Annotated in this window: 14 protein-coding genes; 4 read left to right on the forward strand and 10 right to left on the reverse strand. The window is 60.6% G+C overall.

Annotated features, from left to right (window positions below; genetic code table 11):
- Positions 1–295 precede the first annotated feature (295 nt).
- Positions 296–889, forward strand: a complete 594-nt coding sequence (locus CRI94_RS16000) for a hypothetical protein (protein ID WP_098078340.1) — start codon at positions 296–298, stop codon at positions 887–889.
- Positions 890–963: 74 nt separating this feature from the next.
- On the opposite strand, the gene CRI94_RS16005 is transcribed toward CRI94_RS16000, so the two are convergent.
- The 5 genes from CRI94_RS16005 to rpmE form a co-directional block, all read right to left on the reverse strand.
- Positions 964–1,893: a hypothetical protein gene (locus tag CRI94_RS16005; protein ID WP_098078343.1), complete on the reverse strand. Its 930-nt coding sequence runs from the start codon at positions 1,891–1,893 to the stop codon at positions 964–966.
- Positions 1,894–2,027: 134 nt separating this feature from the next.
- Positions 2,028–2,510, reverse strand: coding sequence for a hypothetical protein (locus tag CRI94_RS16010; protein ID WP_098078347.1), 483 nt, complete (start codon positions 2,508–2,510; stop codon positions 2,028–2,030).
- 55 nt (positions 2,511–2,565) lie between these two features.
- Positions 2,566–3,348, reverse strand: a complete 783-nt coding sequence (locus CRI94_RS16015; RefSeq protein WP_098078352.1) for a PspA/IM30 family protein — start codon at positions 3,346–3,348, stop codon at positions 2,566–2,568.
- A 91-nt stretch (positions 3,349–3,439) separates the two neighbouring features.
- Complete coding sequence (locus tag CRI94_RS16020; protein ID WP_098078355.1) at positions 3,440–4,792, reverse strand: thymidine phosphorylase; 1,353 nt, start codon at positions 4,790–4,792, stop codon at positions 3,440–3,442.
- A gap of 188 nt (positions 4,793–4,980) precedes the next feature.
- Positions 4,981–5,229 (reverse strand): 50S ribosomal protein L31, encoded by a 249-nt coding sequence (gene rpmE / locus CRI94_RS16025; protein WP_098078359.1) that lies wholly within the window; start codon positions 5,227–5,229, stop codon positions 4,981–4,983.
- Between the two features lie 400 nt (positions 5,230–5,629).
- Between rpmE and pgm the strand changes: the two genes are divergently transcribed.
- On the forward strand, positions 5,630–7,288 hold the full coding sequence (gene pgm / locus CRI94_RS16030) for a phosphoglucomutase (alpha-D-glucose-1,6-bisphosphate-dependent) (RefSeq protein ID WP_098078362.1): 1,659 nt from the start codon (positions 5,630–5,632) through the stop codon (positions 7,286–7,288).
- A 295-nt stretch (positions 7,289–7,583) separates the two neighbouring features.
- Here the strand turns inward: pgm and uvrB are convergent, their stop codons facing one another.
- The 4 genes from uvrB to rdgB form a co-directional block, all read right to left on the reverse strand.
- A complete protein-coding gene (uvrB, locus tag CRI94_RS16035; RefSeq protein ID WP_245846230.1) occupies positions 7,584–9,716 on the reverse strand; it encodes an excinuclease ABC subunit UvrB in 2,133 nt (710 codons plus the stop codon).
- A gap of 141 nt (positions 9,717–9,857) precedes the next feature.
- The gene (locus CRI94_RS16040; protein ID WP_098078370.1) at positions 9,858–11,537 is read right to left on the reverse strand and encodes an amidohydrolase; all 1,680 of its coding nucleotides are present in this window, start codon (positions 11,535–11,537) and stop codon (positions 9,858–9,860) included.
- 167 nt (positions 11,538–11,704) lie between these two features.
- Positions 11,705–12,145: a D-aminoacyl-tRNA deacylase gene (gene dtd, locus CRI94_RS16045; protein WP_098078374.1), complete on the reverse strand. Its 441-nt coding sequence runs from the start codon at positions 12,143–12,145 to the stop codon at positions 11,705–11,707.
- Positions 12,146–12,210: 65 nt separating this feature from the next.
- A complete protein-coding gene (rdgB, locus tag CRI94_RS16050; protein ID WP_098078377.1) occupies positions 12,211–12,801 on the reverse strand; it encodes an RdgB/HAM1 family non-canonical purine NTP pyrophosphatase in 591 nt (196 codons plus the stop codon).
- Between the two features lie 159 nt (positions 12,802–12,960).
- Here rdgB and CRI94_RS16055 point away from each other — a divergent pair, with 159 nt between their 5' ends.
- Positions 12,961–13,491 (forward strand): DUF2306 domain-containing protein, encoded by a 531-nt coding sequence (locus CRI94_RS16055; RefSeq protein ID WP_098078380.1) that lies wholly within the window; start codon positions 12,961–12,963, stop codon positions 13,489–13,491.
- Between the two features lie 223 nt (positions 13,492–13,714).
- On the opposite strand, the gene rpsU is transcribed toward CRI94_RS16055, so the two are convergent.
- A complete protein-coding gene (gene rpsU, locus CRI94_RS16060; RefSeq protein ID WP_245846231.1) occupies positions 13,715–13,999 on the reverse strand; it encodes a 30S ribosomal protein S21 in 285 nt (94 codons plus the stop codon).
- Positions 14,000–14,491: 492 nt separating this feature from the next.
- Between rpsU and CRI94_RS16065 the strand changes: the two genes are divergently transcribed.
- The gene (locus CRI94_RS16065) at positions 14,492–15,847 is read left to right on the forward strand and encodes a sigma 54-interacting transcriptional regulator (protein WP_098078385.1); all 1,356 of its coding nucleotides are present in this window, start codon (positions 14,492–14,494) and stop codon (positions 15,845–15,847) included.
- Positions 15,848–15,919 lie beyond the last annotated feature (72 nt).

Genomic DNA, 15,919 nt, shown 5'->3' on the forward strand with positions numbered 1-15,919 from the left:
GACCGGCTCGTCTTGCTGTCACTCATACCCTGTTTGGCAGGATGGATCCCGAAAACGTAAGCGGCAACCCTTCACATAGGCCTGACGGTGATCCTTTCGCAATGACGAAGTAGACCTGGTTTGGAAGATCAGCCAGGCATCGTGTTGCGAGCACCGCGAGGCCCGACCGTTGGATGGCCGAAGGTTATCCGGGAAACAGGGTCTCAACGGTGTGTGTGTCGTTCGCCCGGGATTCGCTTGTCGATGTCTCTCGGTGACTGTATCCTTATCGCCGTGTCCAACCCTTCTCTTGCTCATGACGTCCGTTTCCGACTCACCCGTGGCTGATATCTCTCCTGATCGTATCGCGACCTTTTCTGCTTTCGCCTCCCTGGGGTCGCTAAGCATCACGCAGGACCTGACGCATGCGGTGCTCCGCAGCATCGGGGACATGGAGGGAACCGAGCCGGAGCTGGTCGCCGAGGAGACGCTGTGCCTGGTCGCGACGGCAACGGCGCGTGCTGCTGAAGTCGGGCTCCAGGACGAGCCGGCTCACGCGAACGCGATCAGTCAGACGCTACTGAATCTGCCGTTCACGTACAGGGACTACCTGATTGGCCACGCCATGGTCGCAGAGGATGATCCAGAACTTTCTGGCATCGCAGAAGAAGTGCGATCACGGTTGTCGCGGAAGCAAGACTTTTATACGACTCACCTGCCGGAAGGCCAATTTCCCGGTCCGCACGCGTTGAAGGACAAGATGGAGCTGTGGATGGGACGTGTGAGTCCGCCGAAGCTTCCGGAGTCTCCGCAGGAACGTCTGGAGTCACTCGGGCTCGTCGACCAGCTCCTTGCCCACGTGAAGCTGGTTCTCGCGTACGGTCGCCGGGGAGAGATTCCTCAAGGGTGAAACAGAAAGGGGCGCCGGCTTACGGGCCAGCGTCCCTTGTTTAACACATCTATGTCGTCCCGGGCCGTGTCGCGTTACTCCTTCACGCGGGACGCAGAGGTCGATCCAGACTGCTTTTCTTGCTCGGACGTCGACGGCATGTCTTCCATCGACTCCAGCACATCGTCGTTCATGTCCGTTCCGCCGAGTTCCTTCTCGAAGTCGTAGTCGTCGAGCAGGTCAGAGGCGGAGGAGGAGAACACGTCCTCGATCTGCCGGACGGAGGACTGGGTTTCTTCCACTTCCTCCATCAGGGTATCAAGCTGAAAGCTGATCTCCTCCGGATTCTGCATCGTCCAGGACTCCTCGTGGATGTATTTGACCACATCCTCGATTGTACCTAGCTGGGCTCCCAGCACTTCCAGGTTTTCGTGACCTTTCTTGAACCGGGCAAGGCGCTGCTTCAGCACCTTCATGCGTCGCTGCTTTACGCGGCGGACGCGCTCGGAGTCATCGGCCATGTCGTCTTTCAGGTCGCGAATTTGTTGTAGCACCTGTCCTTCCGAGGCGCCGTTCATCTGGCCAAGGTAGCGTTCACGTTGGTGGAGCATCTGAAGATACGACTCGATCAGCCCATCGATCTTCTTCAGATGGCTGTCCAGAAGTCCCTGTGATGCGTAGCTCAGGCCACGATAGTTCGTGCGAATCTCGTCCCGAAGGTCACGGAGACGCTTGACGCGGCGCTGATCCTCTCGATTCAGGCTACGAAAGATCTCATTCTTGGACGGCGCCTGGTTTTTCTCCGCAATCTTCTGCGAACGAACGTGTCGGCGATACCGCTCGTTGCGCGGCATAATGCCCATGTAGAGAAGCTCGCCGGCCATGACGAAAATAAGCGGCAGCCAGGCAGGCATCGCTGTGACACTTGCGATGCCGAGGGAGATGGCGACACCGGCAACCAGGAAAAGCAGGTTGCCGCGGTGCAGAAATGCTTCCCGCGTGTAGTTTATCGGTTCTCGGCTCATACCGGACGGCAGGGGTCGATCAAAAAGCTCCCGGATCACGAGGCCGGGTGGGAGGAAGTCGAATGCGCCTCGTTGCGTTCGTAGTACGCGTCAGGAGGTCACGATGTTACCACGCTTGCGGCTGCCACGAACAATCAGGTATCGCGCATGCGACCGATCGTTTTGTCGGGCAGGTCGTCCTCGCTGTCATTCTCTTCGGGCGACGGGGCGGGTGTGTCGTCAGCTTCCTGCTTCGTGTTTTCGGATGCCTGGGACGGCTGAACCGACTCCTTGAACTGGCGCACGAGGTCACGTGCTCGCGCCTCGCGATCAGCAGCTGACTGTTCGCGCTCGAACGCCGCGACATCTTCCTCTGAGGCCGTCGTCGACGGAGCATTCGCTTCGTCGTCCATCGCAACTTCGAGACGGGCCTGCGACCTGGCGACCTCGGCCGACAGCGAGTCGAGCAGCGACTGGGTGTCGCGGAGCAGCGAAGCGCTTGCGCTCTGCATCTTGCGAACGAGGGAGGCCGACTCTTGCTGTCGCTCCGACGTACGCTTGATCTCACGCAGACGCTTTTGCAGCCGGAGGCGCTTCTTTTCCGCCTCTTTGATCCGTTCGAATTCCTCCTTCTTCATCGCCGATACCCGGGTTTGATTCGACCGCCGACGTGCATGCACGGACGCGTGCCGCCTATTCCGACTGTGTGCGTTGGCGCCCGATGGTCTTGGACGGCTCCTCCCGTTCCTCTTCGGACGGCAGGTCGATCGTCTCCTCCTCGGAAGCGGGTGCGGACTCTTTCTGGTCCGTCATACCCATCTCCATCTTGAACTGGTTGACGATCTCGGCGGCGCGCAGCTCTTCCGCGTCTTCTTCGATCTGCATCGCCTCCGTATCGACGGAGTCGAGGGCCAGCTCCATGCGGGCCTCGTTCTTGGCCGTCTGCTCGTTGAGGCGGTTCAGCATCTCGTCGTGCGTCTGGTCGAGGCCGGAGACCTCAAACTGCTCCAGCGTATCCGCAATTTCCGCCTGCCACTGCGCCTGCTCGTGCTGACGGAGCGCGTCTTTGGCTTCCTGAATCTTCTTCTCCTTCTCCCGCATGAACGCCTTCTTGACCTTCAGCGCCTTCTCGTAGGCGCGCTCGGCGTTCGTGAGCTGGTTCTCTGTGCGCTCCAGCTCCGCTTTCTTCGACTCGAGGCGCATCGCGTACTTGCGGGCGATGTCCTCCCGGTCGGACTGAATGGCGGTGCGAATCTTGGCCGTCAGGTCTTTGACCTGTTTTTCCGTCTTATTAGACTCCTTCTGGAGCATGATCATATTCGCCTTGACCGTGGCGATATTCTCATTCATCTCCGGGACCTGGTCGTTCAGTTCCCGGATGTTTTGTTCGAGAATGAGGCGCGGGTTCTCCATTGCGGAGACCGCTCCTCCAAAGATGGACTTGATAAACCGCGTAAACCGGGACCAGACAGACATGACGGCGGGTGAGTTCGATCAGCAGGTAAAAGCGTGGGTGGTGAATGCCATTCAGTATACTTCTCTTTAACGAGAAATGTTACACAGACACTCAAGCGTTGGTACCGTGAAGCCAACCATTACGGGTGTAGCGGTCCAGAATAGCCGAGGTTGACTCCGGAGCTTCGTCGCCTGCCGTGAACGCGTCGGCTATCGCCTCCTGTGCCGCCGGGACGCGTGATTCATCCTTTGCATACAGGCGCGCCAGCACGTCTCCTGGCTTTACCTGGTCACCGACTCTTCGTTCGAACACGAGGCCAGCCGTCGGGTCAACAGTGTCTTCCTTCGTACGGCGTCCTGCGCCAAGGTCGACGGCTGCAAAGCCAATTGCGAGTGCGTCGATGTCCGTGATCGTGCCGTGCAGGGAGTCCGGGGCGACGACCTCTGCGACGGGCTCGGAGCCAGGGCGGGAGGACGGATCGTCGATGACCGTCGGATCGCCGTCCTGGGTCTCCACCAGCGTCCGAAACGTGTCCAGAGCCGAGCCATCCGCGACTGAGGCCCGGGCCTGCTCGCGCCCCTCTTCCGGCGAATCCGCGACGCCGCCGAGAGCGAGCATCTCGCCGGCTAGGCCGATGGTGACTTCCATCAGTTCGGAGTCGTCATGCTCTCCGCGAAGGCATTCGATGCTTTCGGCGACCTCGGGCCAGTTGCCGACGGCGCGACCCAGCGGCACGTCCATGCGGGTCATGAGCGCCGTGGTCGGCGTGCCGTTCTTCTCGCCGATGGCCGTCAGCGTTTCAGCCAGTTTGCGGGCGTCCTTCTCCGTTTTCATGAAGGCGCCGCGGCCGCATTTGACGTCAAGCACCAGTGCGTCGATGCCCTCCGCCAGCTTCTTGCTCATGATCGAGGCGGCGATCAGCGGGATGGACTCGACGGTGGCCGTGACGTCGCGTAGGGCGTAGAGCTTGCGATCGGCCGGAGCCATCTCGGCGGTCTGCCCGATGAGGACGAGTCCAATGTCCTCGAGCTGCTGACGGTAGGTCTCGATCGACAGGTCGGTACGGAAGCCCGGAATGGACTCCAGCTTGTCGAGGGTACCGCCGGTGTGGCCAAGGCCGCGACCGGAGATCATCGGCACCGGGACGCCACACGCCGCCACGACGGGGGCGAGGATGAGCGAGACTTTGTCGCCAACACCGCCGGTGGAGTGCTTGTCGACCTTTGTGCCCGAGAGGTCGGAAAGATCCAGCACGCGCCCGCTATGGAGCATGGCGTCCGTGAGAGCGGCGGCCTCCGCGTCATCCAGGCCGTTGAGATACGTGGCCATCAGGAACGCGCTCATCTGATAGTCCGGGACGTCGCCAGCCGTGTAGGCATTGATGAACGCGCGGATATCATCGGGATCCAGGGATTGGCCGTCGCGCTTGTGGGCGATGAGGTGGACCGGATTGACGTCAGGCATGCAAACTGCAGGTTTAGGGAACGGAGATCAGATCGAAAGAAGCGCCAGCGACCGGAACGCAACGAGGACCATCCGCTGTGCGAATGGCCCTCGGAGGTCGATGCTGGCGCCGGACGGCGAGATGCCGGAGGCGGTGCGCGCGTGGCACCCTAGGTCCGGTCAGCCGACGAAATGCAGCGGCGAGACGCTTACTCGTCGTCTTCTTCGCCTTCGTCGCCTTCTTCGTCGTCCTGGTTGAGGCCGTAGCGACGATTGAACTTCTCCACACGACCAGCGGTGTCGACGAACTGGCGGCGGCCCGTGTAGAACGGGTGGTTCGTCGAGTCGACTTCGGACTCGTAGTTGTCGCGATCCATCGTGGAGCGGGTGACGAACTCAGAGCCGTCGGCCAGCTTGATGGTGATTTCGTTGTACTCGGGGTGGATGTCCTTCTTCATGACTCGGAAATGCAGATTGGAGGGTGCGCGCAGATGGCTTGGCTCGTAGCCATTTCATCACGGCTACTCGTCCTGAAAGTTTCCCCTTCTACCCGCCCTTCCATTCGAATTAGCCGCGAAAGGGAGCGCGAAGACCGGGATGTGTACATCGGCATGATGTGACGGTCTGCTATGTGGAGCACAGGACCCGGTTCCAGTGTGATTCTGATAGCGAAGTGAATGTTGCCATGAGATAGGCGCCGGTTCGATAGCTTCAAGCGAGGTCACGTTGGCTTTCGGACGCCTGATTTTACAGTCGTGCAAACAGGTGGAGAATGCGGGCTCGGTGTCTTACCATTCGGGTGGAGGTTGACTCTGTTCGCTGTGCCCGCTCTTCTCTTCCTCATTTATCGTTCCGACTATGTCTGTACACGAACTTGCCGGCCAGCCTGCGCCGGAGTCCGCCCTCGCCGACATTCCCGACCTCGTGCGGGCGTATCAGACCGAACATCCGGACCCGTCCGTCGACGCGCAGCGCGTGTCGTTTGGTACGTCGGGACACCGTGGGACATCGTTGAATCGAACCTTTAACGAGGATCATATCCTTGCGACGACGCAGGCGATCTGTGAGTACCGTGCGCAGGTGGGGACGGACGGGCCGCTCTTTCTCGGCATGGACACGCACGCGCTTTCTCTGCCCGCTCATGCCACGGCGCTGGAGGTGCTCGCGGCGCACGAGGTGACCGTTATGGTCGCGGCGGATGACGGCGTCACGCCGACGCCGGCGGTCTCACACGCGATTCTCACGTACAACGATGGGCGCACGGAGGGGCTCGCCGACGGTATCGTCATTACGCCGTCGCATAACCCGCCCACGGATGGCGGTTTCAAGTACAACCCGACGACAGGCGGTCCCGCCGGGACGGAAGCGACATCGTGGATTCAGCAGCGGGCGAACGAGATTCTCGAGAACGACCTCTCCGATGTGAAGCGGGTCGGCCAGGATGAGGCACGTCGGGCGGATACGACGCAGGAGTACGACTTCCTCGGCAACTACGTCCGCGACCTTGACTCGGTCATTGACATGGAGGCGATTCGCACATCCGGGTTAAAGCTGGCAGTCGACCCGCTCGGCGGTGCCGGTGTGCATTACTGGATGGCGATTGCGGAGCACTACGATCTCCCGCTGGATGTGCTACGGACGAGTATCGACCCGACATTCTCTTTCATGACGCTCGACTGGGACGGTGCCATCCGCATGGATCCGTCGTCACCGTACGCCATGCAATCGCTCATCGATCTGAAGGACGAGTACGATGTGGCGTTCGCGTGCGACACCGACCACGATCGCCACGGTATCGTCACGGCCGGTGGTGGGCTGATGCAGCCGAATCACTATCTCTGCGTCATGCTCGATCACCTGCTGACGCACCGTCCGGACTGGCCCTCAGATGCCGGACTCGGGAAGACGGTCGTGAGCTCCGGGCTCCTCACGCGAATCGCCAAACACCACGACCGGAAGGTGCACGAGGTGCCGGTGGGCTTCAAATGGTTTGTCGACGTGCTGCTCGACGGTCGCTGCGGATTCGTCGGGGAAGAGAGCGCAGGCGCGTCATTCCTGCGCAAAGACGGGACGACGTGGACGACCGACAAGGACGGCATCATCGCAGGTCTCCTCGCGGCGGAGATTACGGCGAAGCGCGGCAAGGATCCGAGCGAGATCTACGAGGAGCTGACGGAAAAATTCGGCAGTCCGGTGTTCAAGCGCGTGGATGCTCCCGCGACGCCCGCCCAGAAGAAGGTGCTAAAAAACCTTACGCCCGACCAGGTGGACTCCGACCGGCTGGCGGGTGAGGAGATCACGGCCATCCTGACCAACGCACCGGGCAACGACGCCCCGATCGGGGGGCTGAAGGTGGAAACCGAGAACGGCTGGTTCGTCGCCCGCCCCTCCGGTACCGAAGCGATCTACAAGATCTACGCGGAGAGCTTCAAGGGCGAGAAGCACCTCCAGAGCCTGCTGGACGAGGCGCAACTACTGGTTGGCACCGCCTTCGACCGCGCACCGGCTGTGGGGTAGTTCAGAGTTCAGCGTTCAAGGTTCAGCGTTCAGAGTTCGACGGGCTGTCGAATTACCTGACCGGGAATGACCACCGGAATAATAAACAAGCATCGACGTGAACTGGAAAAGACGGTCAGGATGGTCCTGAGGTGTTACCCATGTTGTCGGGACCATAGGGTTAGAGTTGGGGATAACGCTGAGGCACTTCGAATTATCGCCGTGGCCCGTTACTCGTTTAACCCGACTCTCCCCCTTTCTCCCTCTCGCCCTTTCTCGTCTTTCCCCTCCTCCCTCAAACCCCAAACCTCACAGCTCATTCCCCCGACGCTTTGTTGCTGGCGGCTTGGCCGGAGCCGTCGTCGCTGGCGAGTTGCTCCTCGAGGTCCTCGATGCTGTCGCGGAGTTCGGCAGCGCGCTCGAAGTCGAGGTTTTCCGCCGCTTCCTGCATCTCCTCCTTCATCTGATCGATGAGGTCCTGCTTCTGGTCGTTGTCGAGGTACTTCACGACCGGGTCGGCCACCTTCGACGATAGCTGCTCGGGTCCGCCGTAGTGCTGGCGCTTCTGTCCGGAGTGGTCGTCGCCCTTCTCGTCGGCAATCGCGGTGCCGCGTCGGATCTGGTCGTGCGACTTCTTGATCGGGGCCGGCGTGATGTCGTTCTCCTCGTTGTACTCGAGCTGGATCTCCCGGCGCCGCTCCGTCTCGTCCATCATGCGGCGCATCGAGTCGGTGATCTCGTCGGCGTACAGGATCACCTGCCCGTCGACGTTACGGGCCGCGCGACCAGCGGTTTGGATGAGGGAGCGTTCGGAGCGGAGGAAGCCCTCCTTGTCGGCATCGAGAATCGCGACGAGCGACACTTCCGGCAGGTCGAGGCCCTCACGCAGGAGGTTGACGCCGACCAGCACGTCGTACTCCCCCAGTCGCAGACCGCGGATGATGTCGACCCGCTCGAGGGCGTCGATGTCCGAGTGCATCCAGCGGACGCGCACACCGTAGCTGTCGAGGTAGTCGGCGAGGTCCTCGGTCATTCGCTTCGTGAGCGTTGTGACGAGCACACGTTCGCCCTTCTCCGAGCGCTTGCGGATTTCCTCCATTAGGTCGTCTACCTGATTCCCGGTCGGGCGGATATCGATTTCCGGGTCGGGAATGCCCGTGGGGCGCACCACCTGCTCGACGAAGACGCCTCCGCTCTGCTCCAGTTCATAGTCGGCGGGCGTGGCACTCATGAAGATGGTCTGTGGCGTTTGCTGCTCGAACTCTTCAAACGTGAGCGGCCGGTTGTCGAGCGCTGACGGGAGCCGGAATCCGTGCTCCACCAGCTTCAGCTTCCGGGCGCGGTCGCCGTTGTACATGGCGCGCACCTGGGGAATGGTCACGTGGCTCTCGTCGACGACCAGCAGAAAGTCATCCGGGAAGTAGTCGAGGAGACAGAACGGCCGTTCACCGGGCTGGCGGCCGGTCAGGTGACGCGAGTAGTTCTCGATGCCAGAGCAGTAGCCGACCTCCTGCATCATCTCGATGTCGAATTCCGTGCGCTGCTCCAGCCGCTGGGCCTCCACCAGTTTGCCTTCCTCGCGTAAGACCGCGAGCCGCCATTTGAGCTCCTCCTTGATGTCGTCGATCGCTCGCTGGAGCCGGTCCTGTGGCGTGACGAAGATCTGCGCCGGGTAGATCGTCAGGTGCTGGTCGAGTTCCTCGATCTCCTTGCCGCTCGTCGCGTCGAAAACGCTGATACGGTCGATCTCGTCGCCCCAGAACTCGATGCGGAAGGCACGTTCTTCGAAGTAGGCGGGGAAGAGGTCGACGACATCGCCGCGCACACGGAAGGTGCCCGGCTCGAATTCGATGTCGTTGCGCTGGTAAAACAGGTCGATGAACCGGCGGAGGAGGTCGTCGCGGTCGATCACCATGCCGGGCTCGACCTGGATGATCTCCTTCTTGAACTCCTCCGGCGAACCGAGACCGTAGATGCAAGACACACTCGCCACTACCAGCACGTCGTCGCGGCCGCTGATGAGCTCGGAGGTAGCGCGGAGGCGGAGCCGCTCGATCCGGTCGTTAATGGCGACATCCTTCTCGATGTACGTGTCGCTCGGGACGATGTACGACTCCGGCTGGTAATAGTCGTAGTAGGAGATGAAGTACTCCACGGCGTTATTCGGGAAGAACTGCTTCAGCTCGCCGTAAAGCTGCGCCGCCAACGTCTTGTTGTGGCTCATCACCAGCGTCGGCCGGTTGATCTCCTCAATGACATTAGCAACGGTAAAGGTTTTGCCGGTTCCCGTCGCGCCGAGCAGCGTCTGGTACTCGTCCCCACGATGGAGGCCGTCGACGAGCTCATTGATGGCGTTGGGCTGGTCGCCCATCGGCTCGAACTCGGACTCCAGCTCGAAGGCGGAGTGCGGATCGACGTCGACGGACATGTTGGGGGGCGAAGACGACATACAGAGACGTGCTGTTGAAGCGGGTACTACGGATCACACGTCAAACGTCGGCACGGCGGGCGGGTTGCGCGGCATCTACTGGAAAATGCGACGGGTGCGTAAGGGCGCATTGCGATGAGCCCTTACGTCACGCCGCGGCTTCTACTGCCAGTCGTCCGTGGCATACACAGCCTCCCCGTCGATGTAGGTCGCGACGACGCGGGTGTCGAGGATGCTGTCGTCCGGCACCGCCATGATGTCCTGCGACAATACGACGAAGTCCGCCTTTTTGCCGGCTTCGAGGGAGCCGATCTCCTGCTCCTGGAACGCGGCGTAGGCGGCGCCGAGTGTGAAGGCGTGCAGAGCGGCTTCCCGGGACACGGTTTCTTCCGGCATCCAGCCGCCTTCTGGCATGTCGTCGGCATCCTGTCTGGTCACAGCGGCATGGAAGCCTTCCAGCGGATCGACGTCCTCGACCGGGAAGTCGGAGCCGAACGCGAGGTGCGCGCCGCTCTCCTTGAGGGTTTGCCAGGCGTAGGCTCCTTTCAGGCGCTCGTTGCCGAGTCGGTCGACTGCCCACGGCATGTCGCTCGTCGCGTGCGTCGGCTGCATCGAGGCGATCACGTCCATGTCGGCGAACCGGGGCAGGTCGTCGGGGTGGAGGATCTGCGCGTGCTCCACGCGGTGCCGTCCGATGCCTTCGCCGAGGGAATCGAAGGCGGCTTCGTAGGCGTCGAGCGTGACGCGGTTGCCTCGGTCGCCGATGGCGTGCGTGTTGACCTGAAAGCCGCACCGGATCGCATCGATAACGTCCTTACGCATCTCGTCGGGTTGCGTCATCAGGAGACCTCGGTTGCCGGCGTCGTCGCTGTAATCCTCCAGCAGGGCGGCGCCGCGGCTGCCGAGGGCGCCGTCCATGTACATTTTGACCGATTGCACGCGAAGACGGTCGCCCGACGCGATCGTCCCCTTCCGGCAAAAGTAATCGAATGTGTCGCCCCGTCCGGCGATCATGGCGTACATGCGGACGGGGAAGCGGTCCTCCTCGATGAAGCGCTGGTATCGATCGACATCGGCACGGGTTACGCCCGCGTCGTGAACGCTCGTCAGGCCGTACCGTGTGGTTTGATCGAGGGCGCGCGTGAGGGCTTCGTCGAGGCGGTCCTCGGAGTATTCCGGGATTTCGCTTGTGATAATGCCAGCCGCCGCGTCGATCAGGATGCCGGTCGGTACACCCTCGTCATCGCGCCGAATGCTCCCGCCCTCCGGGTCGTCCATTTGCTCGAGTGCCTCCATGCCGACGGTCTGCTCGATCGCCGCCGTGTTGACCCAGCCCGCGTGCCCGTCGACGCGCTCGAGATAGATCGGGCGGTCGGGGAAAGCAGCATCAAGGTCCTGCCGCGTGGGGAAGCCGGCGGAGGGCCAGTCGTTCTGGTCCCAGCCGCGCCCCTGCAGCCAGGCGCCCTCGGGAAGGTCGCTGGCAAATGCTTTGAGCGTATCGATGATAGCCTGCTTCGACGGCGTGCCGACGAGGTTCGCCTGCAAGAGGCTTCGACCGAGTCCCATCAGGTGCACGTGAGCGTCAATGAGGCCGGGCACGATGGTACGGCCCTCTGCATTCCGCTTTTCTGCGTCCGGATACGAGGCGAGGACATCGTCATTCGAGCCGACCATGACGAGCCGGTCGCCGCGTACGGCAAACGCTTCCGCCTGCGGCTGGTCTGCGTCCACGGTGTAGACATTGGCGTTGTGAACGACGTAATCCGCCGCGGGCTGGGCGTCGGCGGGTGGCGCCAGCACAAGCGTAGCGGCCAGGAGCAGGAGGGAGGCGACGAGACGCATAGTGTGAGGTGTGAGGATTGGGATATGGGAGATGAAAGGCGAAAGCGAAAGGGAGAAAGGGGGAGAAGGAGAAGGGGATGGAGATCGCGTGGAATTAGAGGCGCGATCATATCTCCGAAATCCCTGATTCTCAATACTCAATCCGCATTTAGAATTTCGACTTCGAATCATTTTTCGATCCAGAGGGTGACGGGGCCGTCGTTCGTAAGATGGACATCCATCATGGCTCCGAACACGCCGGTCGGGACGGGGCGGCCGAGCATGTCAGATAGGCGATCCACGAAGTCGAGGTACAGTTCCTTCGCGGGACCGGGGGACGCTGCGTCTGTGAACGAGGGCCGGTGGCCGCCGGATACATCGCCGTAGAGGGTAAACTGCGGGACGACGAGTACGCCCCCGCCGGTGTCGAGCACGGACTCGTCCATCTTGCCGTCGCTGTCGGGGAAGACCCGGAGGTTGGCGACCTTATTCGCGAGCCATTCGCTCTCAGCTTCAGAATCGCCATCGCGGACGCCCAGTAGGACCAGTAGACCGTCATTGATTGCGCCCGTCGTTTCGCCGTCGACGACGACGGATGCTTCACTTACGCGCTGAACCAGGGCTACCATGTTTAGGTGTGAAGGTGTGGATGTGTGGAAGTGTGGACGTGTTGGGATACCGGTCCGGAAGGGGTTTACAGGCGCTGTTCGAGGAAGTGTCGGAACGCGTGCATCGCTTTCTTGCGATGGCTGATGGCATTCTTGGCCCCGGCGTCCATTTCGGCAAAAGTCTGTTCGTGGGCCTCTGGTACGAAAATCGGGTCGTATCCGAATCCTTGATCGCCGCGGGGAGCCTCTGCAATTTCACCCTCGCACACCCCGTCGAAGTAGTGTGGTGTTCCTTTTTCGTCGATGAAACAGGCCACGGTGCGAAAGCGAGCCGAGCGATCATCAACAGTGCTCAACTCGGTGAGCATCTTTGCTGTGTTGTCAGCGGCCGTAGCATCGGGGCCGGCAAAGCGGGCCGTATGAACACCCGGTCCCCCGTTGAGGGCATCGACTTCAAGTCCGGTATCGTCGGCAAGGGCCGGAAGATCGAACCGGTCGGCGTATGCTCGTGCCTTCTTCTCCGCATTGCCGCGCAGGGTCTCTGCGTCTTCCTCGACATCGATCGGCTCGTCCAACGTATCGGCGGCAAGGATTTCGACATCGAGATCGGACAGTAGCGCGCGAATTTCCTCGACCTTGCCGGGGTTGCGCGTTGCGAGAAGGAAGCGAAAAGCCATAAAAGAAGATAGGGGGATGGGAAAAGCGACCGGCGGATAGTTAGGCGACACCCGGCGAAAAGCTAGCGACGGAGGGAAGAGGTGTCAAGGCGATTCGTAACAGCCACGCCACCGTTCACGTGATTCGGGCAAACGAAGAATCTACCCTCCGCGCTTGACATGCTTGTTTTCCACACCGTATCGGGAGTAGCGGCCCTTCTTCTGGGGATCGCAACCTGCGTACTGTCGAAGGGAACGACCCTGCACAAGCGGGTCGGGTGGATGTACGGTGCGTCGATGTACAGTCTTTGCCTGTCGTCGTTGTTTATTCCGGCCGACATTCTGACGTTCGCACGTGTTGGCGGACTGGACTACGGCATCTTCCACGTCTTTGCGTTTTGGGGAATGATTCAGCTTTCCGTCGGTCTGTATATCATGATCCGACGAGAGGCCTTCGACCACCCGGTCGAGTGGCATCTTTACAACATGCTGTGGTCGGTCGTCGGTCTCATTATGGCGACCAACTCGCATCTCTTTCAGTACATCGGGCCCTGGGTGACCGGATATTTCGGCGTATCCGTGGGGTGGAGTGTCGCAATTACGGGACTTGTGCTGTGGGGGCTGCCAGCCACGATCGGGGCGATATGGATCGAACGGCTCCGGCCGGTCTACCGAGATTCGGGAGTGGATGCGGTGCCGGCAGGATATTAGATTTCCCGGGTTCACGGAACGGAGACCGAGAAACGAGAGAAGGTATCATAGAAAAAGGACGGCTCCATGGTATGGAGTCGTCCTTTTGATTTCTGATACGAAGAGACGCTTCGTATGGGTACGCGAAAGCAGCGATCCCGGGAGGGGGACCGCTGCAGGTCGCGATCAAACGAGCGCTGTTCTCGTGCGACGCTGAACCGTCAGGTCGCAGCGAGCGAGCGGATTACTTCCGCTTCCGGTTCTTGCCGCGATTGCGGTGGCGACGCCGGCGAGACTTCTTAGCGCGAAGCCGCTTCTCCTCCGAAGGCTTCATGTACGCCATGTTCTGCCGGTATTCGCGCAGCACGCGGCTGCGGTTTACCTGGCGGCGGAAGCGCTTGAGCGCGCGATCGATCGATTCGTTTCCTCGTACTTTAACACCAACAGCCAAAATAAATCCCCTCTGGAAAAGGTATTGTTCGAGTGACGGTTTGCTCGGGTCGTCCCCTGCATCGACAGGAGACGTCACGGGTTTGCGGACAGGGTACAACAGAACCGCAACGAGCATGTTTCTGCCGCGATGGCAAGCGCCGAAAACGCGGTAACGGGAGTCCGTACGATACGCGCGTCGGGAAGGTGGTGCAAGGTTGGGGGGAGGAACTGACGATGAAATCAGTGTTTGAGATCGCCCCGAATCCTGCGTTTGAGGCGTTCAACGAAAAAAGTCGCTCATATCAAGTCACGTCGCCGTCGCGGCAGGTGCAGTCAGGACAATCCTGATTGGGCGGGTTCGCCTGTCGTTTCCGATTCGGCCAAATCGTATCTTCATATGTGACTCCAGGGTTGCGTTTTTCTTACCCCCTTCCAGTGCATGGTGTCGCGCTACCGTTCCGGGGCAGGCGGCGTTGTGCTTCAATGCAAAGGCTCAGCAGATGAATCTGTGTCCCCTTTCCCTACCTGCATGGCATCGTGATCCGCCGGCGTGGCCATGTAGATCGGAGAGGGGCTCGAGGTGGGGAGCATGGGTGCACGTACGACGGAGGGAGATAAACCGGTATGGGTCCATAGTAATAATGCCGGAGTCGTCGGTGAGCTATGCCTGTCGTTGACAGAAGCTGGAATCAAGGCGGAAGTCTTTCGTGACGACCTCTTGCCAGAAAAAGGGCTCATCATCGTCGTGGCTGCGTCCGGATCTCAACTGGTCGAGAAGCTGATCGGGGATGTGGGAGACGGGCGGATCGTCGTCGTGGTGACGGACCGTATTTCAGCATCCGATGCCTGGAAATTGCTCGACCTCGGTGCTGTTGATGTGATCTCGTACCATTGCCCATCGCAGGTTGCCCGGTCCATTCAGGGGCGACTCGACCGGTGGACTGCAATTGAGCACTGGATCGATGCGCCGATCGTGAGCCGTCATCTGATCGGTCGAAGCCGTGCGTGGAAGCAGGCCCTTCGTCGAGCGATTGAAGCGGCTCTATTCTCTCAAGGCCCGATCCTGATCCAGGGAGAGACAGGGACTGGAAAAGAGCTTGTGGCCCGATTGATACACACGCTCGACCCGCGACCAGATAAGGAAAAAATTGTGGTTCTCGATTGCACGACGATCGTCCCCGAGTTGTCTGGAAGTGAGTTTTTCGGACACGAAAAAGGTGCCTTTACAAATGCCCTCAAAACACGGGTGGGGGCGTGCGAACTGGCGGATGGAGGCACCCTTTTCCTGGATGAGATCGGTGACCTCCCGGGGACGCTGCAAGCGGAGTTACTGCGCGTGATCCAGGAAAAGACGTTCAAGCGTGTCGGAAGTCATACGTGGCGCTCGGCCGAGTTTCGACTGGTTTGTGCAACGCACCGGGACCTGCGGAAAATGATCGAGGGCGGGACGTTCCGCGAGGACCTGTATCACCGAATTGCGGGATGGGAGATGGTCCTTCCACCACTGCGCGATCGTCGCGAAGACATCATCCTTCTTGCGAATCACTTTCTCGCAGAAATCGGGACCGAGACGCCCATTCATCTCGATCCTTTGGTTCAAGATGCCCTCATGGGTCGAGACTTTTCTGGGAATGTGCGCGAGCTACGGCAGCTGATTCGCCGCATGGGCGGACGGCATCTCGCCGGAGGCTTGATCACGATGTCAGACCTGCCGGCCGAGGATGGACGTCTGTTGGGTCGCGAAACGGGGCTCAGGAATAACAACGTTCGTCAGTACATTCGACAGGCTATCGCGTCGGGAATTGGGTTAAAGGAGCTATGCCGCAGGACCGGAGATCTCGCGGTAGAGATCGCACTGGAGGATGCCAATGGAAACGTTAGTCAGGCGGCTGAGCGTTTGCAGGTGACACGCCGGACGATCCAGATGCGTAAAGCGCAGTCATGAGATCAGGATGCTGGGGACATCGGTGCGTTTGGGTACACGTGTTACACTGATTGATCCAGGACTCGGAAGCTC

Origin of the sequence: Longibacter salinarum, assembly GCF_002554795.1 — a bacterium.
GTDB lineage: Bacteria > Bacteroidota > Rhodothermia > Rhodothermales > Salinibacteraceae > Longibacter > Longibacter salinarum.